This window comes from Paenibacillus sp. NAIST15-1 (assembly GCF_001894745.1).
GTDB lineage: Bacteria > Bacillota > Bacilli > Paenibacillales > Paenibacillaceae > Paenibacillus_B > Paenibacillus_B suaedae.
The window spans coordinates 20,470-42,592 of the sequence record NZ_BBYF01000007.1 but is presented as its reverse complement, the minus strand read 5'-3'; the positions used below and the strand labels follow the sequence as shown (position 1 = coordinate 42,592).

The 22,123-nt window shown below is 45.3% G+C and carries 26 protein-coding genes and 1 pseudogene; 1 reads left to right on the top strand and 26 read right to left on the bottom strand.

Going from position 1 to position 22,123, the window contains the following annotated elements:
- Positions 1-13: 13 nt before the first annotated feature.
- From PBN151_RS16545 to PBN151_RS16425, 26 genes and pseudogenes are all read right to left on the bottom strand, one after another.
- The gene (locus tag PBN151_RS16545) at positions 14-511 is read right to left on the bottom strand and encodes a DinB family protein (RefSeq protein WP_072729876.1); all 498 of its coding nucleotides are present in this window, start codon (positions 509-511) and stop codon (positions 14-16) included.
- A gap of 25 nt (positions 512-536) precedes the next feature.
- Complete coding sequence (locus PBN151_RS16540) at positions 537-1,106, bottom strand: hypothetical protein (RefSeq protein ID WP_072729875.1); 570 nt, start codon at positions 1,104-1,106, stop codon at positions 537-539.
- Between the two features lie 275 nt (positions 1,107-1,381).
- Positions 1,382-1,867, bottom strand: a complete 486-nt coding sequence (locus tag PBN151_RS16535; RefSeq protein ID WP_072729874.1) for an 8-oxo-dGTP diphosphatase — start codon at positions 1,865-1,867, stop codon at positions 1,382-1,384.
- 48 nt (positions 1,868-1,915) lie between these two features.
- Positions 1,916-2,107: a hypothetical protein gene (locus tag PBN151_RS16530; protein WP_072729873.1), complete on the bottom strand. Its 192-nt coding sequence runs from the start codon at positions 2,105-2,107 to the stop codon at positions 1,916-1,918.
- Between the two features lie 29 nt (positions 2,108-2,136).
- Positions 2,137-2,817: an HAD family hydrolase gene (locus PBN151_RS16525; protein ID WP_072729872.1), complete on the bottom strand. Its 681-nt coding sequence runs from the start codon at positions 2,815-2,817 to the stop codon at positions 2,137-2,139.
- A gap of 58 nt (positions 2,818-2,875) precedes the next feature.
- Positions 2,876-3,457: a hypothetical protein gene (locus tag PBN151_RS16520; protein ID WP_227774748.1), complete on the bottom strand. Its 582-nt coding sequence runs from the start codon at positions 3,455-3,457 to the stop codon at positions 2,876-2,878.
- A gap of 61 nt (positions 3,458-3,518) precedes the next feature.
- On the bottom strand, positions 3,519-3,815 hold the full coding sequence (locus PBN151_RS16515; RefSeq protein WP_072729871.1) for a DUF5316 family protein: 297 nt from the start codon (positions 3,813-3,815) through the stop codon (positions 3,519-3,521).
- 187 nt (positions 3,816-4,002) lie between these two features.
- Positions 4,003-5,697 (bottom strand): M3 family oligoendopeptidase, encoded by a 1,695-nt coding sequence (locus tag PBN151_RS16510; RefSeq protein WP_072729870.1) that lies wholly within the window; start codon positions 5,695-5,697, stop codon positions 4,003-4,005.
- A 118-nt stretch (positions 5,698-5,815) separates the two neighbouring features.
- Positions 5,816-7,510, bottom strand: a complete 1,695-nt coding sequence (locus PBN151_RS16505) for a M3 family oligoendopeptidase (RefSeq protein ID WP_072729869.1) — start codon at positions 7,508-7,510, stop codon at positions 5,816-5,818.
- Positions 7,511-7,821: 311 nt separating this feature from the next.
- On the bottom strand, positions 7,822-9,516 hold the full coding sequence (locus PBN151_RS16500; protein WP_072729868.1) for a M3 family oligoendopeptidase: 1,695 nt from the start codon (positions 9,514-9,516) through the stop codon (positions 7,822-7,824).
- A gap of 113 nt (positions 9,517-9,629) precedes the next feature.
- The gene (locus PBN151_RS16495) at positions 9,630-10,145 is read right to left on the bottom strand and encodes a hypothetical protein (protein WP_028531534.1); all 516 of its coding nucleotides are present in this window, start codon (positions 10,143-10,145) and stop codon (positions 9,630-9,632) included.
- Positions 10,146-10,158: 13 nt separating this feature from the next.
- The gene (locus tag PBN151_RS16490) at positions 10,159-10,656 is read right to left on the bottom strand and encodes a Tim44 domain-containing protein (RefSeq protein WP_072729867.1); all 498 of its coding nucleotides are present in this window, start codon (positions 10,654-10,656) and stop codon (positions 10,159-10,161) included.
- 289 nt (positions 10,657-10,945) lie between these two features.
- On the bottom strand, positions 10,946-11,488 hold the full coding sequence (locus PBN151_RS16485; protein ID WP_072729866.1) for a hypothetical protein: 543 nt from the start codon (positions 11,486-11,488) through the stop codon (positions 10,946-10,948).
- Positions 11,489-11,740: 252 nt separating this feature from the next.
- Positions 11,741-12,460, bottom strand: a complete 720-nt coding sequence (locus tag PBN151_RS16480; RefSeq protein ID WP_072729865.1) for an alpha/beta fold hydrolase — start codon at positions 12,458-12,460, stop codon at positions 11,741-11,743.
- 60 nt (positions 12,461-12,520) lie between these two features.
- Positions 12,521-12,961, bottom strand: a complete 441-nt coding sequence (locus PBN151_RS16475; protein WP_028531536.1) for a GNAT family N-acetyltransferase — start codon at positions 12,959-12,961, stop codon at positions 12,521-12,523.
- 189 nt (positions 12,962-13,150) lie between these two features.
- A complete protein-coding gene (gene map, locus PBN151_RS16470) occupies positions 13,151-13,897 on the bottom strand; it encodes a type I methionyl aminopeptidase (protein ID WP_072729864.1) in 747 nt (248 codons plus the stop codon).
- Positions 13,898-14,113: 216 nt separating this feature from the next.
- A complete protein-coding gene (locus tag PBN151_RS16465; RefSeq protein WP_044355742.1) occupies positions 14,114-14,335 on the bottom strand; it encodes a hypothetical protein in 222 nt (73 codons plus the stop codon).
- Positions 14,336-14,610: 275 nt separating this feature from the next.
- A complete protein-coding gene (locus tag PBN151_RS16460) occupies positions 14,611-15,327 on the bottom strand; it encodes a pentapeptide repeat-containing protein (RefSeq protein ID WP_021255091.1) in 717 nt (238 codons plus the stop codon).
- Between the two features lie 17 nt (positions 15,328-15,344).
- Positions 15,345-15,671: a PadR family transcriptional regulator gene (locus PBN151_RS16455; RefSeq protein ID WP_044355744.1), complete on the bottom strand. Its 327-nt coding sequence runs from the start codon at positions 15,669-15,671 to the stop codon at positions 15,345-15,347.
- Between the two features lie 247 nt (positions 15,672-15,918).
- Complete coding sequence (locus PBN151_RS16450) at positions 15,919-17,634, bottom strand: ABC transporter ATP-binding protein (RefSeq protein ID WP_072729863.1); 1,716 nt, start codon at positions 17,632-17,634, stop codon at positions 15,919-15,921.
- 164 nt (positions 17,635-17,798) lie between these two features.
- Positions 17,799-18,623, bottom strand: a complete 825-nt coding sequence (locus PBN151_RS16445; RefSeq protein WP_072730006.1) for a nucleotidyltransferase domain-containing protein — start codon at positions 18,621-18,623, stop codon at positions 17,799-17,801.
- 24 nt (positions 18,624-18,647) lie between these two features.
- Positions 18,648-18,842 carry a hypothetical protein gene (locus tag PBN151_RS16440; protein ID WP_072729862.1) on the bottom strand — a complete coding sequence of 65 codons (195 nt, stop codon included), beginning with the start codon at positions 18,840-18,842 and terminating at the stop codon, positions 18,648-18,650.
- Between the two features lie 77 nt (positions 18,843-18,919).
- On the bottom strand, positions 18,920-19,054 hold the full coding sequence (locus PBN151_RS32315) for a hypothetical protein (RefSeq protein WP_265332109.1): 135 nt from the start codon (positions 19,052-19,054) through the stop codon (positions 18,920-18,922).
- An 88-nt stretch (positions 19,055-19,142) separates the two neighbouring features.
- Positions 19,143-19,379 (bottom strand): annotated as a pseudogene (locus tag PBN151_RS16435) (VOC family protein); the annotation flags it as partial.
- A gap of 96 nt (positions 19,380-19,475) precedes the next feature.
- Complete coding sequence (locus PBN151_RS16430) at positions 19,476-20,447, bottom strand: GNAT family N-acetyltransferase (RefSeq protein WP_072730005.1); 972 nt, start codon at positions 20,445-20,447, stop codon at positions 19,476-19,478.
- Between the two features lie 31 nt (positions 20,448-20,478).
- Entirely contained in the window at positions 20,479-21,036 is a 558-nt protein-coding gene (locus tag PBN151_RS16425) for a GNAT family N-acetyltransferase (protein WP_072729861.1), read from the bottom strand.
- Positions 21,037-21,339: 303 nt separating this feature from the next.
- Here PBN151_RS16425 and aac(2')-IIb point away from each other — a divergent pair, with 303 nt between their 5' ends.
- Positions 21,340-22,095 (top strand): kasugamycin N-acetyltransferase AAC(2')-IIb, encoded by a 756-nt coding sequence (gene aac(2')-IIb, locus PBN151_RS16420; RefSeq protein WP_315746886.1) that lies wholly within the window; start codon positions 21,340-21,342, stop codon positions 22,093-22,095.
- Positions 22,096-22,123: the final 28 nt, after the last annotated feature.

Sequence of the window (22,123 nt, the reverse complement as noted above, 5' to 3'; positions counted from 1 at the left end):
CCATGATGTATGATTAAGCCCCTAATTGTGAGTCCCATACTCCTTGCAGCTTGCGCAAATAAACAATCTGTCCGGCGTGATAGGCAATATGAGCATTCATATTGATGAGCGTCGATTCCCAAGGTTCATCGGAACCAGGACGTGCAGGCTCTTCCATCTTGCTCTCGCTGGACGAAGTCAATTCCTGCTTCCACTGATCAAGAACAGAAGCGAACCGTTGCAGCAGCTCTGACCAATCCTCCTCGGTTCTATCAGACTTACCCAATCTAAAGGTTTCTTCATTTTCCATTGTCAGATCAGGGACTAGTTTTTGCTGAAAGCGAAGCAAGTAGCGTTCTTGCCAGAAGATCAAATGTTCGACAATCTCCCATATCGAGTGAACCTGATCATTCGGCTTCCATAGCGCCTGTGTTGCGGACAAGCCTTCCAACGATGTGAATAACGGAGCGAACCAGCCTTTTTCTAAGGTGCAGACGAGAAATTGATCGAGCAATATTTCTTTCCTGTTCATTTTCTTTCTCCTCCAAACACTATATTTATACTTGGGGCGTCGATTGCATTCGTTTACGAGCGCGCGATCTCCATTTGTATAACAACCAGGTCCATGCGGCAGATTCTGTGCTCTTATGCGCTGCTACATGATCTAAGAATATAAAGTCTGACGGCTCGACATGAATGCGAGCGAGCGGCTTTACTGAAGTGCAACTGGTCCATTCATCGAACGCGGCAGCTTTCTGTTCGGGGCCGTTGAACGTATCCTTGGACAGCAAATAAATCGTCCCACTCCTCCACGGGTGGATCCCATCACTAGTCGCAAAAACCGCCTCGGTCATGATCCCGTTGTACAACGTTTGCTGCTTCGTAAGCAGCTCATCGATTTCTGGATGATTCGACCCGTGTAGCAGCACGTTCTCCGCAGCAGCGATGTAACGTACAAACCGTTCTTTTGAATAAGAAGGAGCAATCCGCACGATGCCATCCCCATCAAGCGCTTCCTGATATGCCCGCTTGTATTCCCTCGTTTCTTCTTCTGAACAGCTTAGAGGCGCTGTTGTTCTAAGAAGTATGCGCAGCCCCAGTTCCGCAAGAATTATAAGCAAGGACACGATATCGATCCTCCTAAAAAATGCGATAATAACCTGCAACTCCATCTTTAATACCATATTTAACCACACCAATTACTAATGTGCAATCTTTATAATTCTCATTAAGATACAATGAGTGCTGCGTTCCCTCTTCAACAAGAATGTCGGATCATGCAGAGGGCATGCATGACATGATTTCGATATAAACACACAAAAAAAACGCCAGGCAATCTCGGCGTTTTCTGCGAAGGCTACATGATACGAGTTCACAACTACACGTTTGGTTGTCCTCTTCCTCATACAAGCAAGACAATCTTCTCTTCTATCGCTTGCTTCTCCTCTTCATTCCATACTACAGATATCTCAAATGTCCCTTCCTTGAAAAACAAAGAAAACTTTCGTTTGAACCAGGACTGCATTGGCAATTCCAACGCTTCCTCAATTGGCACCCACCCCAATTCCCCCTCAGGAGGATTCTTCAACAATTCTCCCTCATAGGAGGTAGCCAAATAATTGAATACCATGTACCGATAATTCGTAGAAGGAACGACATATTCGTCCAAGCCCTTATAGATCAGTCCACTCACTCGCAAACCTGTCTCCTCATAGACTTCTCGAATCGCTCCCTCTGTCAGACTTTCTGGAAATTCGACCTTGCCTCCCGGAGCCAAATATCCAGGAAAACCCTTACTGTCAGGACGATTCATCAAGAGTACTTGATCTCCATCCTGTACCATACACATTGTATACATACCATATGTAATTTCATTCGATGCAGTCATTTCTATCCCCCAACTTTCATGTAGAACAGATCATTAGAGTTCCGATCGTTAGTATCGTTGTTTATTGGCGGGAAGACCTTGTAGTTCATTCACCTGACGTTCCAACTTCTCGATTCTGACATGCAATTGAGAGGTGCGCTGCTTTGAGCGAACAATTAGAAGAACCACTCCGATCATCACTGCGACTAGAACAAGCAGGAACAGAATTCCTCCAACTATGTTCTCCCATACAAATGACAAATCTATATCCTCCAATTCACCATTTTTTGTTACACAGATTCAACTTGGGAGCTCGGTGCGACGCTTGCGAGTACAGCATTCAATTCCTTCTCCGCCATCGAGTCTAATCGTCCATCACTGCCTGTGAATTCCATATGCGAGGTAACATTGTTCGGTACGACCACACAGTAAGCTCCCGCTGCTTTGGCTGCGATCATGCCGTGCATCGAATCTTCGAACGCAACCGCTTCCGTGCCTTCAACATCAAGTTCACGCAGCGTCTTCTCATATAAATCTGGAGCAGGCTTGATACGTTCCACATCATCTGACGTGTTCACAACTTCAAAGTATGATCGAATATTGAACTTATTCAAATAGGATTCAACCCACACACGATTCGAGCTAGATGCAAGTCCGATACGTAATCCAGTACGCTTCGCTTCGGTTAGATACATCTCAACTCCAGGTCTCAAGCCCTTCCCTTCCATGATAATCGCGAACTGCGCATCCGCCTCCCGCTTGAATTCATCTCGATCTATCGGACGATTTGCATGTTCTACGATATAATCCAAAGGATCAAAGTGCTCGAAGGAAGCACCGACACACTGTCCCCATACTTCTATTTTCAAGTCTACTCCGTATGCAGCACTTACCTGTTTATACGACTCATACCATGCTGTTTCCGTATCGACAATCAAGCCATCAAAATCAAAAATTACTGCTTTAATCATTCGAATCCGCTCCTTCTACCATGCAGATGCCACAGCAATATGCACAGAATTGTTGTCGTTATAGTTGGTTGTCAAACACACGTTCTTCCTTCGACATGCGAGACTGCTTTTTCATCTTCTTCTGTTCTTCCTTACGCAGCGCATCGTTCACTTCTACCTCAATCTCGGTCAGTACCTCTTCCAGCTTCTTCGGCTTGGCTAACAGATTAAAACCTAGTGCACGCACCGTATTGATAGGCCCAGCTGGGAGCGCCCACCAGCCAAATACGAAGGTATACAGACTGAAGGCCATATTCAGAAGCGGTGTCAGATGATAACCCTTCACATAATAGCCCGTTTTCGTTCGATAGCTGAATATCCCGAAGGATAGACAGACCTCATACTGCACGAATTCGGATTCGTGATCAATTAGACATTGTTCATAGTTGGTTCCTTCTTGTCGAAGCTGCTCACGATTCAAGTACAACCAAATCACGAATTCATTACTCCGCTTCTGATCCTTGCGGAATACGATATACAGCAGAAGCATTACCGAGAGAACAATAGATTGAAATACGATATTGCGATAATCATGCCGAATGATGCTAGACACTAAAAAAATGGCAAAGAGCCCTGCTACAAGTAACAATACAAAGTGCATGAATGAATCTCCTGTTGACTAGTTAATCCATGATTTCTGATACCGAAAGTTCGTACCCAAGCTATTGGCTAATTGCTAATAAAATCAGAGATAGCACAATAAATGGGGTGGACATGATTAGAAACAAGGTTCCCCACCGTTCACGTTTCTGCCGCTCGTCCTTACTGCTCGTATGGTGGATATATCGTGCCTGATTCGGATCGGCAAACACGCCAAATAATAAGGCGCCTATTCCAATCAGGATTGCAGCTGTGAGGCCCAGCCATTTGCCAGCTGTGGTTAGGCTAGCTACACTTATTAAAATAAGTGTTAGGAGCAGACAGCTCCCACACGCGATGCCTAGCCACTTCATCTTCATGCTATCCCTCCTTCCTCAACCAATCCAGTTATCGCTCAATAACTTTCACAGCTATATTATACACGACCGCACACGATTACGAACCCTGTAATTCCCAATCCTCTTCCACTGTTACTCCATCTGCTCCGAATGCAAAGACCACAAGTACTTTTCGCTTGTGGCCTTCATTACTACTTCAATTGAAGGCTTACAAGGCAGTATCGTCAACCTTGTTCAACCAGTTCTCAATGTCCCCGATCACTGAAGCAATACAGCCATCTTCGAATGGTGAGATCAGTCCCGCTACTTGTACCAAACCTGTGAAGGATTGACTTCCTCCTGCACGGCACAGCTTCAAATAGTCTGCCCAAGCGGACTTCCAATCTTCATTCATGCGCTTCCAGAATTGGAATGCACACAATTGTGCCAATGTGTAATCGATATAGTAGAATGGCGATTGATAAATATGTCCTTGCTTCTGCCAGAATCCGCCGCGCTCCAAGTAATCATTGCCTTCATAGTCTCTGTGCGGCAAGTACTTCTTCTCGATGTCGCGCCAAGCAGCCTTGCGCTCCGCAGGTGTTGCTTCCGGATTGCTGTATACGAAATGCTGGAACTCATCTCCAGATACACCGTGTGGAATGAACTGCAATCCGCCCGCCAAATGAGCGAACTTATACTTTTCTGTATCTTCTTGGAAGAACAGCTCCATCCAAGGCCACGTGAAGAATTCCATGCTCATCGAATGAATTTCTCCCGCTTCATAAGTTGGCCAATTATATTCCGGAACCTCGAAATGACGACTCTCGTACACTTGGAACGCATGGCCCGCTTCGTGTGTCAATACGTCGATATCATGAGACGTACCATTGAAGTTGGAGAAGATAAACGGCACGCCAAACTCACTTAAGAATGTGCAATAACCGCCGATTTGCTTACCCTTCTTGCTCACAAGATCCATCAGCTCGTTCTCACACATTAAAGTGAAGAACTCGTTCATCTCCGGAGACAGTTCTTGATACATCTTCGCTCCGTTCTCAACGATCCATTCTGGATCGCCCTTCGGTGCTGCATTGCCTGTCTTGAATTTGAAGGATTCGTCATAGTAGTACATTTGATCAACGCCGATCCGCTTGCGTTGGCGCTCTATCAGCTTCATTGCAGCTGGCACGATATGTTCCAGCACCTGTGCTCTGAAATTCGCGACCATGTTCGCATCATAATCCGTACGGCACATCCGGTCATATCCAAGCTGAACAAAATTCTCGTAGCCAAGCTTCTTTGCAATTTTCGTACGTACTTTCACCAGATCATCATAAATGCGATCGAACTTCGCTTCGTTTTCCGCCATGAATCCGAACCTCGCCTCAGATGCACGCTTACGCATGTCACGATCTGTAGACAGCTCGAATGGTGTCAATTGTGCCAGTGTACGCTCTTCTCCTTCGAATGGGATTTTGGCAGAAGCGATCAATTGAGAATGTTCGGTTGACAGCTTGTTCTCCAGCTGCAAGTCTTTAATTATTTCAGGGCTGAACGACTTGAGCATTTTCTCAGCCAACTGGAACAGCTGAATGCCCCATTTCTGTTCAAGTTCTGGTCTGAACTTCGAATTCACAAGCGCCCGATAGTAGTCTGTTATGTATTCTTGGATTACTGGAACTACCTCGTCCATGTATTCCTGCTCGGCTTTGTAGAATTCATCATTCGTATCGATCGAATGGCGAATAGATACCATTTGCACCTGTGTATCGAATTCATTGCGAAGCTTGTTAATGTCAGACATGATGTCATCCTGCTGCTCGAAGCTTTCTGCAGCTTCAAAGGAACGGATCAGTCGTTTCATTTGCTGTTCAATTTGTTTCGCATCCGGTCGGACATATGCGTATTCACTAAACTTCATCTTCCTATGCATCCTCTCTATTAGATAATCCATAGATTATTTTGGTGGGGAATATTGTAGAAAATAGAAGCTGGCTGCACCCACATGAAGTTCCAAATTGCAAATCAGTACGATTTGCTTACAATGCCGCATCATCGACACTATTCAACCAGTTCTCGATATCACCGATAACTGAAGCAATACAGCCATTCTCGAATGGTGAAATTAAGCCGGCTACTTGAAGCAAGCCTGTGAAGGATTGACTTCCGCCTGCACGGCACAACTTCAAATAATCTGCCCAAGCGGATGTAAAATCTTCATTCATGCGCTTCCAGAATTGGAGAGCACACAACTGTGCCAATGCGTAGTCGATATAGTAGAATGGCCTTCGATAGATATGGTCTTGCCTCTGCCAAAGACCGCCACGCTCCAAGTAATCATTATCCTCATGATTCCAGTACGGCAAGTACTTCTTCTCGATCTCGCGCCATGCTGCCTTACGCTCTGCAGGCGTTGCTTCTGGATTGCTGTATACAAAGTGTTGGAATTCATCTACGGATACACCGTATGGCATGATCAACAGCGCTCCAGACAAGTGAGCGAACTTGTACTTCTCTGTATCTTCCTTGAAGAACAGCTCCATCCAAGGCCATGTGAAGAACTCCATGCTCATGGAATGAATTTCTGCTGCTTCATAAGTTGGCCAGTTATATTCAAGTACTTCCAAATGACGGCTCTCGTACTTTTGGAACGCATGGCCCGCTTCGTGCGTCAATACGTCGATATCATGGGACGTGCCATTGAAGTTGGAGAAGATAAACGGCGCGCCATACTCACTCAAGTACGCACAGTAACCGCCGCTTCGCTTGCCCTTCTTGCTGACAAGATCCATCAGCTCGTTCTCACGCATGAAAGTGAAGAACTCATTCATCTCCGGAGACAGTTCCTGATACATCTTCGCCCCGTTCTCAACGATCCATTCTGGATCGCCCTTCGGTGCTGCATTGCCTGTCTTGAAGTCGAATGCTTGGTCATAGTAGTACATTTGATCAATGCCGATCCGATTGCGCTGGCGCTCCTTCAACTTCACAGCGGCTGGCACGATATGTTCCAGCACCTGTGCTCTGAAATTCGCGACCATGTTCGCATCATAATCCGTACGGTACATGCGGTCATAGCCAAGCTGAACATAATTCTCGTAGCCCAGCTTCTTCGCAATCTTCGTACGTACTTTGACCAGATCATCGTAAATACGGTCGAACTTCTCTTCATTCACTGCCATGAAACCGTAATACGCGTCAGACGCACGCTTGCGCATGTCACGATCCGTTGACTGCTGGAACGGTGCCAATTGGGCTAATGTACGCTCTTCCCCTTCAAATGAGATTTTAGCAGAAGCGATTATTTGAGCATATTCGGTTGAGAGCTTGTTCTCCAGCTGCAAGTCTTCAATAATTTCTGGGCTGAACGTCTTGAGCATCTTCTCAGCCACCTGGAACAGTTGAATGCCACATTTCTGTTCAAGTTCCGCTCTGAACTTCGAATTCACAAGCGCCCGATAGTAGTCTGTTGTGTATTCTTGGATCACTGGACCTACCTCGTTCATGTATTCCTTCTCAGCTTTGTAGAATTCATCATTCATGTCGATCGAATGGCGAATGGATACCAATATCGCCTGTGTATCGAATACACTGTGAAGCTTGTTAATGTCGGACATGATGTCATCCTGCTGCTCGAAGCTTTCTGCAGCTTCAAAGGAACGGATCAGTCGTTTCATTTGCTGTTCAATTTGTTTCGCATCCGGTCGGACATATGCGTATTCACTAAACTTCATCTTCTTATGCACCCTCTCTATTAGATGATCCATAGATTATTTTGGTGGGAAATATTTTAGAAAATAGAAGCCGGCTGCACCCACATGAAGTTCCGAAACACTTTAGCTTTATTCTACCCGCCTTTTAATTGCCATACATGGAAGAAGTAAAAAAACTATCTACCACCCCCTCTCCTCTCCCCTAATATTAACAGTACATCAATTTGCAATAAACGGAGAACAGCAAAAATTTGACCTTATGCAAAGACCACAAGCACGACTCGTGCTTGTGGTCCAAATGTTCATATCAGTTGCTATTCAATACTGATTGCTTACAATGCCGAATCATCGACACCATTCAACCAGTTTTCAATGTCCCCGATCACCGAAGCAATACAGCCATCTTCGAATGGTGAGATCAGTCCCGCTACTTGTACCAAGCCTGTGAAGGATTGACTTCCTCCTGCACGGCACAGCTTCAGATAGTCTGCCCAAGCGGACTTCCAATCTTCATTCATGCGCTTCCAGAATTGGAATGCACACAATTGTGCCAATGTGTAATCGATATAATAGAATGGCGACTGATAGATATGGCCTTGCTTCTGCCAGAATCCGCCGCGCTCCAAGTAATCATTGCCTTCATAGTCTCTGTGTGGCAAGTACTTCTTCTCGATGTCGCGCCAAGCAGCCTTGCGCTCCGCAGGTGTTGCTTCCGGATTGCTGTATACAAAGTGCTGGAATTCATCCACCGTTACTCCGTATGGGATGAACAACAGCGCGTCAGCCAAATGAGCAAACTTATACTTCTCCGTGTCTTCTTGGAAGAACAGCTCCATCCATGGCCATGTGAAGAACTCCATGCTCATCGAGTGAATTTCTGCAGCTTCATACGTTGGCCAGTTGTATTCTGGCACTTCGAAGTGACGGCTCTCGTACACTTGGAACGCATGGCCCGCTTCATGTGTCAAAACATCGATATCGCCGGATGTACCATTGAAGTTGGAGAAAATAAACGGTGCGCCATATTCACTCAAGAATGTACAGTACCCGCCGCTTTGCTTGCCTTTCTTACTGACAAGATCCATCAGCTCGTTCTCACGCATAAACGTAAAGAACTCATTCATCTCTGGCGACAATTCTTCATACATTTTAGCACCGTTCTGTACAATCCAATCTGGATCACCCTTCGGCGTCGCATTCCCTGTCTTGAAGTTAAACGACTCATCATAGTAGTACATTTGATCAACGCCGATCCGGTTGCCTTGACGCTCCTTCAGCTTCGTAGCTGCTGGCACGATATGTTCCAACACCTGCGCTCTGAAGTTCGCTACCATTTCCGCATTGTAATCGGTACGGCACATACGGTCGTATCCAAGCTGAACATAATTCTCGTAGCCCAGTTTCTTCGCAATCTTCGTACGCACCTTAACCAGATCATCATAAATGCGGTCGAACTTCGCTTCGTTCTCGGACATAAAGCCGAACTTCGCTTCAGAAGCACGCTTGCGCATAACGCGATCTGTGGACAACTCGAACGGTGTCAGCTGTGCCAGCGTGCGCTCTTCCCCTTCGAATAGAACTTTCGCAGAAGCAATCAATTGGGAATATTCTGTCGACAGCTTGTTCTCCAGCTGCAAGTCTTCAATGATCTCAGGGCTGAATGTCTTGAGCATCTTCTCTGCCAACTGGAACAGTTGAACGCCCCACTTCGCCTCGAGCTCCGCTCTATACTTCGAATTCACTAGCGCCCGATAATAGTCAGTTATGTATTCTTGGATAACGGGACCTACTTCATCCATATACTCTTGTTCTGCTTTGTAGAATTCGTCATTTGTATCGATCGAATGGCGAATGGATACCAACTGCGCTTGCGTATCGAATTCACTGCGGAGCTTGTTGATGTCTGACATGATGCGATCTTGCTGTTCGAAGCTTTCCGCAGCTTCAAAGGAACTAATCAATTGTTTAATTTGCTGCTCAATTAACTTCGCATCAGGTCGAACATATGTGTAATCACTAAATTTCATCTCATATGCACCCTCTCTATTAGATACTCCATAGATTATTATAACGGAAATGTTGTAAAAAATAACTATTTAAAAGTAAGAGAGTGTGCATATGCGCTAATAATTTTTGATAATTACGTTACAAGCTCAACAAATTCTTCTACGTTATGCTGAATATAATGATGGATGTGTTCAAGCGTCGCTGGTGCTTGCTTCTTGTACGCTTCATAAAGGTGAGATACCTTGCCGTAGAGTTCCTCATTTTGTTCCAAATCAGCAACGATCGCTTCGCGCCAAGATCGGTCTGGCTTGCGATTGTATGACTCCACTAACGCTTCTACTTGGTCATACAAGCGAAGCATGCCTTCATCCTCAAATTGCCGCATGCCCTTCTTCAAAGCCTGCCACGCCCGTAGATCACCTACAAAATAAGAGGAAAACCAATAAAACTCATCGATAGATTCAGTATGCTTATGAAACACAAAAAACATAAACAGCGCCTTTTGACCCTCGGTCAACTTAGCATACACCTGTGACTTCTCAATAGGGTCCTTGCCCTTGATTCGCTCAATTATAGGCTCAATCATCTTCCAGCCCAGCGAGTCTTGTGCAATCGAACGATATACGTCCGTTTGCATTTTAATAATCATGACAATCAACCTCCTAGTTGTACTTGCTCATTAATGGCTCCCCATCTCGATCACTCAATATGAACAATCCTCCATCCTGGATTGCAAAATCCATCTGACCTGCCGGCACTTCGATCACTTCAATCAGCTGTCCCTGTGCATCACGCAGCTGCATGGTCATGGAATACGTAAATGACATTGACTTCACCGTCTTAGGTTCAGCCTCAGTCTCAGATTGTTCTTCTAGCTGAAATGAAGTCACTTCGATATTGCATTGCTGTTTCTTGGCTGTACCTAACGCAATGGCCAGAGTTCGGTTTCGATACAGTTGGTTATATGTCTCTCGGGTCAGGAAAGGCTTAATCCTCTCGTATCTCCCGAGGAGCTGATCCACATGTCCTGTAATTTGCGTATAATCAGGTACATCGTATTGTGCTTGCTTAAATGCTTCGGCCAACTTCGTATACTGCTGCCATTCTGTTGACGAGCAGCCGATTGTGGACAACATGACACAGAAACACAATACAGTCATCCATATGATCCTCATCCTGAAATTCATACCTCCAACTCACAAAACGAGGAATAACTATTACCTGCACGATGAATCAATCCATCGAAGCATCCGATGAACTTGGAAGATCAAGAATAGTTGGAGCACTGTCATGCACATATAAAAATGGAAAAATCACATGTTGTGGGCAAAATATCATTTCGTGTGTAAAGAAAGAACGAGTTGTTTGTTGTGGAAGTCTGAGGTGTGCTTCTTCACCTTTGCTTGCCTGTAAAGCGCATCATAGGGCAACAAAGACAAGTTTATTCTTCTATTGAGAACCATGTTCCGCTACTTCCTGCTTGTTACGGAGGGAATGAGTGAGAAGTGCAATGAAGTAACTGAACACAATCGTGAAAATAATCCCTAATAAATACGTGAATAGATTGAAGAAAGCAGAATTCATATACGGAGTGAGCAAATAATCCAATAAGGAATTGTCCGAAACATCATCAGGTACGCCCTCTCTCATAAACACAAAGCGCTGTACCAATCCTAATCCAATCGATATTCCAATGAGGAAAATGAGAAACCCGCTGTTGGACTTCTTATTACTCAACCGATTCATATAAACGAATCCTGATGCAGTACCAATGAGGGACAGCAACAAGAGGTAGAACGGAAGAAATAGGAGGATTGCAATCAATCCTATGTTGCCATTGCCTGATGTTCTGCCCGTTGAATGATAATGAATGGTCATCATATCAATGAGTTCAAGTTCGAGGAGCGTGACGACGAATAGGCATACAAAAACACCAAGCATAAGCTTCTGCTGCTTGGAGCCGGAGATGACCGCATTCCAAAAGTTTGACATCCGTACACCACCAGAGATTTATAATATATGCCATATTGTACCATTTATTTGTTATGCAGATCAACACCTCAATTATGCCTAATCGGTGAACTTTATTAGCCACCTTCCCAACAATTGTAGACTTCTTCCCAATATGAAAAAGAGAAGGAACAGTGCACTCCTTCTCCCTGCATCATCTTTAATTTTCACCTTTTTAGCTCGACCTCAGATCCGATTATAAAAGTTGTAAAAGTTCCCGAGCCCTGCCCTTGCTTACTTGTCACACTGATTCAAAAAGTCTCGAATCGTCTCATACAATCCTTGTTCTTCCGTCATCCTAATTCCATGCCCGGAGTGAGCGAAGGGCCGCACCGTCAGATCCGCGCACATCAACTTGTAACGATTCAGATCTTCTTCCGTAATCATTGAATCATCCAGCATACCATGCATAACTAGAACAGGCTGTGGAAGCATGATTTCAAGAGCAGCATATTCAGAATCACGATGAATTCCGATAATCGCTTCCTGCCGAATGTGCGGTAAGCGTTCGTGCGGAATGATGTATTCATGTAAGTATTCTTCGGCCCACGCTTCGCTCATGGCACGATGCTCAGGCGGATAATCATCAAGCAGCAGACTGCGTATATACGGCTTTGCTGCTCTCGCATACCCCAACGCATAGGATACTCCTCTTGAGTGGCTGTACATGTGATATTGAATCAATCCAGCGGTCTGTACAACCTTCTCGATATCGGCCACATGCTCCTCCAAGCCATATCCAGTGAGCGGTGTGTCACTATGTCCTCGTCCACGGAATGACAATGCCACACATCTTCGCGGAAGCAAGAATTCCATAAGTGCTTCAAATTCCTCCGCGGTCTCGGACAATCCCGGGCAAATAAGCAATGGGGTAATAGATGGATCTGCTTCATCCAACGTATCCAGAACATGTATGCCTACGCCATCGCTGCTGTTCGTCCGATACGATTTCATCGACATCCCCCTTTAATTGCGAAGTCATTGCAAGATCTCTTCCTTCTCTTGCGTCATTGCTTAATTCAATGGCTTAATAAAGCCATATGCCGCATCCTTCGTAAATCCAAGCTTCTCATAAAATTGATGCGCATCCGTTCTCCACGCACTTGATAAAAGAACGACACTCTGACAGTCGCTTTCTATGGCAATTTTCTCAATCGCATCTACGAGGAGTTGTCCAATGCCTTTTCGATGATAGCTCTTGCTTACGATCATATTTTCCAGCACCATGAACGGGCGACATTGACCTGTTAAGTCATAGCAGCGAATCCCCATTACGGAGCCGACAAGCTTGCCGGAATCATCTACTGCACCTATGAATGTATAGTCTGGGTTCGATTGCAGCGCAGTAAATCTTTCTCTTAGCCTTTCAATGTTCGTCTCACTGTCATCGAGCTCCGTATATAGCTCTGCCAACTCATCAAGTTGAGTTCGTGCAACTGTCTGTATATGTATCATGATTGATCCCCCTTTTCGCGATAGACAGATATATCCATTCTATAATCACTCTGACAAATCCTTCAACATATAAATTAAACGGGATACAAAAAGAGAAAGCGCCCTCTAAATGGGATGATCTCCACCAGAGGGCGCTTGCACATACTCACATACATGACGCGTGTAACAACTGCTCGCAGCTATTTCCACTTATAAGGTTGTCAAAATAACTGGACCATCCTTCGTAATCGCAATCGTATGCTCATATTGCGCCGACAAACCGCCGTCAGCTGTACGTGCAGTCCAACCGTCGCTGTCGAGCTTCACATGGTAGCGGCCCGTATTCAGCATCGGTTCGATCGTAATGACCATGCCTTCCTTCAAGCGAATGCCGCGATTTGGAGAACCATAGTGCGGTACTTGCGGCTCCTCATGCATATCCTTGCCTATACCATGGCCGATGAAGTCTCTTACTACCGAGAATCCATTCGCTTCTGCATAGGATTGAATCGCATGTCCGACATCTCCGAGTCGATTGCCTGAAACCGCCTGCTCGATGCCGAGATACAAGCATTTCTCCGTAACGGTGAGCAATTTGTCTGCCTGCTCCGATACTTCACCGACACGGTAGCTCCACGCTGAATCAGACAGAGCGCCATTCAAATTTACGACCATATCAATGGTTACGATATCGCCATCCTTCAATGGCTCTTTGTTCGGGAACCCGTGACAGATCACATCATTCACAGATGCGCATGTCGCAAACGGAAAGCCGTGATATCCCTTCTGTTCAGGCGTTGCACCATGCTTATGCAAATAGCGCTCCACGAACTGATCGATCTCATGTGTGGTCACGCCAGGCTTAATCATACCTGCGAGCTCTTGATGCACCTGCGCAAGCAGTCTCCCCGATTCGCGCATTGCATCGATTTCTTGCTGACTTTTCAAAATAATCATATTTCTACACCTCAATAGCTGCGTAATGACGTAATATATCTTATTGTACACCAAAACACATTGCTACCCGGTCATTTATCACAAAAAAATTCATTTTGGCATCAATTGGTGTCTTTTCGCGGTCTTTCCACTCCACTGTAACATGCTGCAAAATCGCATTTCTTAGCCTTATACAACATGGGAGGGTTGGTAGATAATCCTCCCCATATGAGCTTCCTACTCTTCTGGCTGCAAACTCTCAATGGCCGTAAAAAATACATCCATTAATTCCATTTCGAAGTTGTGCTGCACATAATCCGTAATTTCATGAAGTTCCTGTTCGGATTTGAATTCAAGCACAGGACGTCCTTCGCATTTCAAGACGGTACAGCTATACTTCTCTTTGACCTGCTCGATGATATAATCTTGACTGACTGGTGCAACTGATTTTCCACTCATGCTGTGACTTGCCCCCCTATTATCTTTGCCAAATGTTACATATGTATCATTTCTAGCAATCAGCAGCATGATTGTCTATGAAGTTAATCACAATCGATTCGAAGTAATTGTTCATAGGGATCGCCTTCAAGCTGAAGAAGGAGAGGGCAGCGTACCGATAAGGTGTACGGCTCTAAAACCTCCATAATATAACAAAAACTTACCCGCTGCCTAATGGCCCGCAGGTAAGTTCACATTATGAATACTTCATCCTTTATGCAGACGCACCAAGCTTCTTAGCGCACCGTTACATTGGACAAATCAGCCTTATAGCTCTTCAGCAGCGCATAAGTCAGCTTATCCATCGTCGCCCCGTCGAAAATCGTCTTCTTCACATCTGTCTTAAAGGACACATTGTTGAATACCGCATTGCGGAATGTTGTCTTTCGCAATCCAGCATAATCAAACACAACCCCATTGAATGTTAAGTTGTCGAAGCTGACGCCAGAGAAATCAGAGGACTTGAACGTGGTATTCTCGAAGATACAATCTGTGAAAATCGCTTTTCTCGCGCTTGACTTCACAATTTGCGCACCTGACAAATTTGCCCCTGTAAAGTTGACCTGATCCAAGCTGCTGCACTTGAAAGAACTGTTCGTTAAATCAGAATAGCTGAAATCCGATCCTTTCAAATTGCTGTAATTGAACTGTCCATCATGAACAGAAGTCGATTTGAAATCAGAGTTTTCCAAATTGCTTTTCGAAAAGTCCATCCCCACCTTCTGCTGCAGCTGAACCGTTTGCGAATTAATACTCTCAATGAGTTCAGAAATCTCACCAATCGATTCAATCGTTAGAAGATAAGCTGCCTCATCATCATAACCCTCCTTCTTCAAATCGCTCAGCTTCTCCTGTAAATCATACAGCAGTTCTTCCTTCAGTTCCTGGATCTGCTTCAAATCTTCATATGGGGAAAAGACGCTGTCCAAGTATCGTCTTAGTCGCTCATTCATCGCATATTCCACCTTTCTTATATCAAAATATCTAATATTTTCTTCGCATATTCCCAATTCTGCTTATTGTCTGCATACGTGACGCGCCCTTTGTCCGTAATGCGATAATACTTCCGTCTACCGCCATGCGTCTCGTCGCCCCAATAGGAAGTAATGTTTCCTTCTGACTCCAGCCGCTTCAGACTGGAATACATTGTGGCTTCCTTCAGCTCGTATTGCCCGTCTGATCCACTGTGCACCAGCTTGCATATTTCATAACCGTATTTATCTCCGCTCATCAGCAGCTTCAAAATAATTGTATCCGTATGGCCGCGCAGCAAATCGGAAGACAGCTTCGCATTCATGCAAGGATCACCTCCTCAATAACAATATAGATCAAAGTACTGTGACAGTCAAGGTACTATTATTATCATTGCAAATTACCCTCACACAACCACCTGCTGGAAGTGGTCCAAGTACCCTAATCGAACAAAACAAAAAGCCTGATTCGAAACGCATTCATGCGTGAATCAGGCTTCAAAATCTAATTCATTTTATCATACAAATATACAAGTATGATCAGCAATGCTGGTCAGCACATAAAATTAGATGCTATTCTCTGAATTGCGCCTTGTGCAGTCGGCTATACACGCCGCCTTCTGCAAGCAGTTCGTCATGACCACCCTGTTCTACAATTCCCTTATCGGTTACAACTACGATACGATCGGCATTCTTAATCGTTGCCAAGCGATGAGCGATAACTAGCGTTGTCCGTCCCTCCGACAATTCCGCTAGAGACTGCTGGATAGCTGCTTCCGTCTCCGTATCAAGTGCAGATGTTGCTTCGTCCAAGATAAGGATTGGCGGATTCTTCAAGAACATACGCGCAATGGCAAGGCGCTGCTTCTGACCTCCCGACAGCTTCACCCCACGCTCGCCAATTACTGTGTTCATGCCGTCCGGCTGATCACGAATGAAGTCATCCAGTCGCGCGCGCCGTGCTGCTTCCCAAATATCCTTATCGGAGGCTCCAAGACGCCCATATGAGATATTCTCACGAATGGTTCCAGCGAACAAGAAGACGTCCTGCTGCACGATGCCAATCTGCTTGCGCAGCGATTGCAGCTTCAAATCGCGAATATCAATGCCGTCTACCGTAATACTGCCTTCAAGCACATCGTAGAATCTCGGCAGTAAACTGCAGAGCGTCGTCTTGCCAGAGCCCGACGGCCCTACGAAGGCAACCGTCTCGCCGGCGTTGATGGCAACGTTAATGCCGCGCAGAACAGGACGATCCTGTTCGTAACCGAACGTAACATCTTGGAACCGAATATTGCCGCGCAGCATGCCCACATCCACTGCATCCGGCTTATCCTTCACGTCAGGCTCGGTGTCGATAATCTCTACATAGCGCTTGAATCCAGCGATTCCTTTCGGATAACTCTCGATCACGGTATTAATCTTCTGGATCGGGCCGAGGAATACGTTCGTCAGCAAAATAAACGCCAAAAACTCTCCGTAAGATAATTCCTTCTGAATGACAAACCATGTACCGCACAGCAGTACAAATACGGTTACAATACGCATCAAAATATAACTGATTGACGTATTCCACGCCATGATGCGATAAGATAACAGCTTCGTCTTGCGGAAGCGGCCGTTGTTCTCTGCGAACAACTCCTTCTCATGTGCCTCGTTAGCAAAGGCTTGAACAACGCGGATGCCGCCAATGCTGTCTTCTACGCGAGCATTGAAATCAGCAAGGTCTGTCATCATTCTCCGAAATGTCCCCATCATCTTCTTATTGAAATAGATCGTGATGGAACATAGTAACGGAACAACGACGAACGTCAACACGGCCAGCTTCCAGTTCAACCCTAGCATAAGACCAAATGCGCCGAGCAGTGTCATCACCGCAATGAATAAATCTTCCGGCCCATGGTGGGCTACCTCTCCGATTTCAAGGAGGTCATTTGACATGCGGGACATCAGCTGCCCTGTCTTATTGTTATCGAAGAAACGAAATGACAGCTTCTGCAGGTGCTCGAACATTTTCTTGCGCATATCTGTCTCAATGTTAATGCCGAGCATATGCCCCCAGTACGTGACGACAAAATGCAGCACCATATTAATCAAATAGATCACGAGCAGGCCAATGCAAGCCCATACGATCCACGTCCAGTTCCCCGTTGGCAGCAGCTTGTCCACAACCTGGTTCACTGCCAGCGGGAACCCGAGCTCAAGTAATGCGACGAATACCGCACAGGTAAAGTCTAAGAAGAACAGCCCCATGTAAGGACGATAATAGGAGAAAAACCTTCGCAGCAATCGATTCCCTCATTTCTCTATGTCAGTATAATCATAATCAACAATCTATGTCATTATATAGTATTGATAATGATTATCATAGAGAAAAATAAAAAAGACTCGAGTTCACTTCCCCGTGACCCCGAATCTTCAGAAATACATCGATATTATAATTGCGTTACCAATCAATTTACGCTGCTAGGCTCATTATCGAACAAATGGTTGCACTCATTCAGCAAATAAGTCATATACGCCAAGGCATCCCGCTTCCTCTCCCACTTCGAAGCATAGAGTGACTCCCCGATGCCTCGTCTTTCGTTGATCGATTCTTGCAGAATCTTATGCCACCGCACAGGAACTATGCGCAATGCATATTCCCCCGCTCCAGCCTTACTCACAATCGCTCTTTCACGGAACGTATACCATTGTCTGGTTACACCAAGTACACCCCATGCAACTTGAGCACGATTGAGCAGCAGGAAGGAATGAATAGACAAGAACGGTGTTGATCTCTGCATCCAATTCGCCCAATAGGTGTTCAAATTCTCATGCATATCAGACAAGAACAAGTTCATATCTAAGGGAATATCCAATTCAGCCACAGGCGGCCCAACGATTGCTAGGCCGTGATGCTTCATTTCATACCAGGTCACAGGATTGAGCTCGAAATAACCTGCTCGGTTCATCTTCCCATCACAATAATAGGGAAACGACGCAATTTCATGAGGCAACTTGCCTATATCCTCCCAAGTCAAGTAGATCCCGTTCATATTAGGCTTTGGAGCAAACCGCCTTACTTTCGCATGAATAATAGCCATTTGTCTGATCTCATCTGCATTCAGTCGTTCACGAGTGATCGCAATGAAGTCAATATCGCTTAATGATAACGAATAATCCCCTAACGCAATTGAGCCATAGAGATACAATCCCTCCAGCCAATCCTGCTTATATTCATCAATTAGCTTGATATATCGATTCAGAATAGCCTCAATCTCCGGTTGTATATTCACCAATGCTGTACGCTCCCTTGTATGTTACAAACTGCTCGGATACAAAATCATGGCCACGATAACCAGTGCAATCATTAGGCCAACTACGAAAGCTCCATAGCGGACACCACGTAAATGCTGTGTTTCTTTGTCATAGTGCTCTCCACGGCGAAACATACCATAGTACAATCCTAAGATCAATTCGAACAACATCTTCGTAAAGCTCTTCAACGTTCGCATCGGAAAAACACTCCCTATCTAATCAGATAAATGATCATTACCTCTTCTGACTAGTCTTGATGCAGCGCTTATTTCCTTTATGACATGGCGACATCCTTCTCTTTTAGCGAGCAATCGAAATAATCTCCTGTCACCTTACGCTTGCGAATGTTTGCAGTTGTCCCTGCTGATGTAATAAGCTTCGTCGAAACAGGGTCGAAATCCTGCAACACAAACTTACCCCCAGAAGCTAGCAAAGTGCTGTTCAAAAAGATGATTTATACATTATCTCTAAATAGTATTAGTTGAATATGGATTCATTCATTCCAAAAAAGTCATATGTGGCATCGTATCCTTGTAATAGTCCAAGCGATCCGCCAATTGACCGGAGTGGAATTCAAATCGGTGTCCGTCTGGGTCTGTGAAATAGATCGACCGCTTGTCCCGCTCATCACGCTCTCTTCCAGGCAGTATTCGGGCACCGTATTGTTGAAGCTTCGTCTTTATCTCATCAATATCATGTTCGTTTACGGTAAAAGCAATGTGGGTATACCTTTGTTAGTATTCATCGTTCATCCCGGAAATGTGTGATCATGCAAAATGCACAGGAGGCGAATCTAGCGATTCTCCTACCCTGTTAGGAGTTGCTGACAGTTATGTACGATTGCTATCTAATCGATCAGTTTGTGCTGGAATATACATGCGCTGAACCTCTATTGGCCCAGGCATAAAACCAAGATTGTAGTATACCGATTCCGCTGTATTCCCCTGCATCACATACAGTCTTAGAACAGGATAGTGCCCTTTCAAATTAGATAATGCCGTTTGAAGCATTCTTGTGGCAATCCCCTGCCCCGAATAGGAAGGATGCACGGCAATATTATAAATAGCTGGGTAACTTCCTTGCATGGACACGAGACATGCGCCTACCACTTCATTCGTATGACTATCGACAACGATCGTCGAGGCGTTCCTTACCAAGTCATTCGTGTAAGACACATATTCGCGGATATCCTCTTGATAGAATTGCATATCCGTCTGCTGTCTGCGAATGGCATCTATCGAACCTGCACCGGCAAAACTTCGATATAAGAGCTTCGCAATGTCATTCTCGTTCCGCAGTTGATTGATGCCATCCTGCTGGATCATTTCTGGCGTCTCCACAACAAAGTGATCTTCCCACTTGACTACAAAAGCTTCGGTTGGCCGCTGCATCCAGCGGCATCTGAATGCTGATGGCCAGAAGCCAGCTCTACCTAGCAGCTCAACCTGATCTGGCAGTACCTCGAATATAATAATATCCTTGCGTAGATCAGACCAGCTGATTAGCGCTTCCTTCAATAATAGCACGATGCGCCGTTCATCTCTGAATGGCGGGATGAAGAACAGCGTATACATGACATTGGGCGCTATCACTACCCCGCCGATGCGAGCTTCGCCTTCATAAATCCAGAAGGGATCTCGCCATCCTTCATATTCATATCCTTGATCCTTGAAAAAACCGTTATATTCTGCACTATAATACACAGAGCAGTATATTCCCCATTCGATCTTATCCGCCTTCAGCAGGTATACCTGTTCCGATAACGCATAGCGCTGCTGTTCAGGCTCCCATCGCGGGATCATTGCCATTATGCATCACCTTTCAGCTGTTAGGTCATTTCCCATCAAGTTGCATCTGCTCATATTCGTCCTTTAACACGCTCATCACGATAACATCCGAGTACTTTCCGTCCTTAAACATCTTCTGGCGGAGTCTCCCTTCCTCCTTGAAGCCACAGCTGATATAACAACGATGCGCCCGCTCATTGAATGCATACACCTCCAGCTCCAGCCGGTTCAAATTCAAGGAGTGGAATACAAACTTCTGCATCAGTCTAATCGCTTCCCTGCCATAACCGGCACCAAGCATATCTTTGCGGCCGATCACGATGCCAAGTACGGCGGAGCGATTTTTCCAGTCAATCTGATGCAAATCAATTTGACCGATATAATCCAACGATTGCCGATCAGCGATGACGAAGCCTTTCGATTTAGACGAACTGTCAATCATCATTTCTAGAAAGGCTTCCGTATCTTGTTCCGCATGCGGATACAAAAAAATATCACTCAGTGTATTCGTTATCTCCTCATCATTTGCCCATTTCCGAATCCATCCCAAATCTTCTCTGCGATATTCGCGTAATGTGATGCGGTTTCCATGTAAATATGGCATCAATTGCACCGTCCTCTCTTGAAAAAATTATTAGCTATTTCCTACCATTTATTTTTGCTATCATAACAATCAAGACCTAATCCATCAAGGTAATTTTCATTACAAGGTATTCTTTACTTCGACCACCTGTATACAGAGTGCCGTATCCACTCTTTGGAAACATCACACTAGGGTGCAACACTGCGATGGCTGCATACTGCATTAGCATAACGCAAGACTTTTCCTTAGAATCACTGCAACAGGAACCAGAGGTACACGTAAATGAAGAATTAGGGTACGGTGCAAACCTAAAACAACTTGGGGGTGCTACTCATTCAAACGGAAAAAGAAAATCCAGAAGCAAGTCTGCTATCTTCTAATAAGCTTATGAACATGCACGCTGAAGCCCTGTTTACGCATGATGACAAGATGCGGCTTCGATCGATTAACGAGCCGTGGCCTGGTGAGCGTCCAGCTCCTCGCTTTTTCTTAGGACGAACCATGGATGGCAAGACGATATGTAGATTTCGCCATGATGTTCCAAGCTCGGTAGTCGAACAACTGAAGTCATTAATTAAGGTTGAACCCGCAATTCGTGATATTCATGCAACACCGAAGCACTATGAATCCTATATGAGCCTCCTGCATGCTGAACAATTCACAATGGGGCCTTGTTACTATGTACCTGATACCAGCTTGGCGGATGCGAGTTCGGAGAAGCCAGTAACGATCACGCAAGAAAATATAACAAAATGGGATTACAGCGGATTCGAGTGGCTGGCCTCAGAAATCGAGTATGCACAGCCTTGCGTCGCAATCGTTCACCATGAGCAGATTGTATCGCTATGCCGGAGTGTTCGTATTTCTTGTCATGCCCATGAGGCTGGGCTAGAAACGCTTCACGACTTTCGTGGTAGAGGGTACGCAGCTCACGTAGTTGCAAGCTGGGCTCAAGCGGTCCGCAGGATCGGAGCCATCCCGTTATACAGCACGTTCTGTGACAACTTCTCTTCACAGCGTGTCGCCGCAAAAGCTAATTTGCCGATATACGGAGTCAACTTCACTATCTATAGCAGGTAAAAAAAAGCACCGAGGTTCGGTGCTTTTG

Bases quoted from the DNA above. Each gene is read 5' to 3' on its own strand.
- PBN151_RS16545 (WP_072729876.1), bottom strand. From the start codon at position 511: ATGAACAGGAAAGAAATATTGCTCGATCAATTTCTCGTCTGCACCTTA.
- PBN151_RS16535 (WP_072729874.1), bottom strand. From the start codon at position 1,867: ATGACTGCATCGAATGAAATTACATATGGTATGTATACAATGTGTATG.
- PBN151_RS16525 (WP_072729872.1), bottom strand. From the start codon at position 2,817: ATGATTAAAGCAGTAATTTTTGATTTTGATGGCTTGATTGTCGATACG.
- PBN151_RS16520 (WP_227774748.1), bottom strand. From the start codon at position 3,457: ATGCACTTTGTATTGTTACTTGTAGCAGGGCTCTTTGCCATTTTTTTA.
- PBN151_RS16515 (WP_072729871.1), bottom strand. From the start codon at position 3,815: ATGAAGATGAAGTGGCTAGGCATCGCGTGTGGGAGCTGTCTGCTCCTA.
- PBN151_RS16510 (WP_072729870.1), bottom strand. From the start codon at position 5,697: ATGAAGTTTAGTGAATACGCATATGTCCGACCGGATGCGAAACAAATT.
- PBN151_RS16505 (WP_072729869.1), bottom strand. From the start codon at position 7,510: ATGAAGTTTAGTGAATACGCATATGTCCGACCGGATGCGAAACAAATT.
- PBN151_RS16500 (WP_072729868.1), bottom strand. From the start codon at position 9,516: ATGAAATTTAGTGATTACACATATGTTCGACCTGATGCGAAGTTAATT.
- PBN151_RS16495 (WP_028531534.1), bottom strand. From the start codon at position 10,145: ATGATTATTAAAATGCAAACGGACGTATATCGTTCGATTGCACAAGAC.
- PBN151_RS16490 (WP_072729867.1), bottom strand. From the start codon at position 10,656: ATGACTGTATTGTGTTTCTGTGTCATGTTGTCCACAATCGGCTGCTCG.
- PBN151_RS16485 (WP_072729866.1), bottom strand. From the start codon at position 11,488: ATGTCAAACTTTTGGAATGCGGTCATCTCCGGCTCCAAGCAGCAGAAG.
- PBN151_RS16480 (WP_072729865.1), bottom strand. From the start codon at position 12,460: ATGAAATCGTATCGGACGAACAGCAGCGATGGCGTAGGCATACATGTT.
- PBN151_RS16475 (WP_028531536.1), bottom strand. From the start codon at position 12,961: ATGATACATATACAGACAGTTGCACGAACTCAACTTGATGAGTTGGCA.
- map (WP_072729864.1), bottom strand. From the start codon at position 13,897: ATGATTATTTTGAAAAGTCAGCAAGAAATCGATGCAATGCGCGAATCG.
- PBN151_RS16465 (WP_044355742.1), bottom strand. From the start codon at position 14,335: ATGAGTGGAAAATCAGTTGCACCAGTCAGTCAAGATTATATCATCGAG.
- PBN151_RS16460 (WP_021255091.1), bottom strand. From the start codon at position 15,327: ATGAATGAGCGACTAAGACGATACTTGGACAGCGTCTTTTCCCCATAT.
- PBN151_RS16455 (WP_044355744.1), bottom strand. From the start codon at position 15,671: ATGAATGCGAAGCTGTCTTCCGATTTGCTGCGCGGCCATACGGATACA.
- PBN151_RS16440 (WP_072729862.1), bottom strand. From the start codon at position 18,842: ATGCGAACGTTGAAGAGCTTTACGAAGATGTTGTTCGAATTGATCTTA.
- PBN151_RS16430 (WP_072730005.1), bottom strand. From the start codon at position 20,447: ATGATCCCGCGATGGGAGCCTGAACAGCAGCGCTATGCGTTATCGGAA.
- PBN151_RS16425 (WP_072729861.1), bottom strand. From the start codon at position 21,036: ATGCCATATTTACATGGAAACCGCATCACATTACGCGAATATCGCAGA.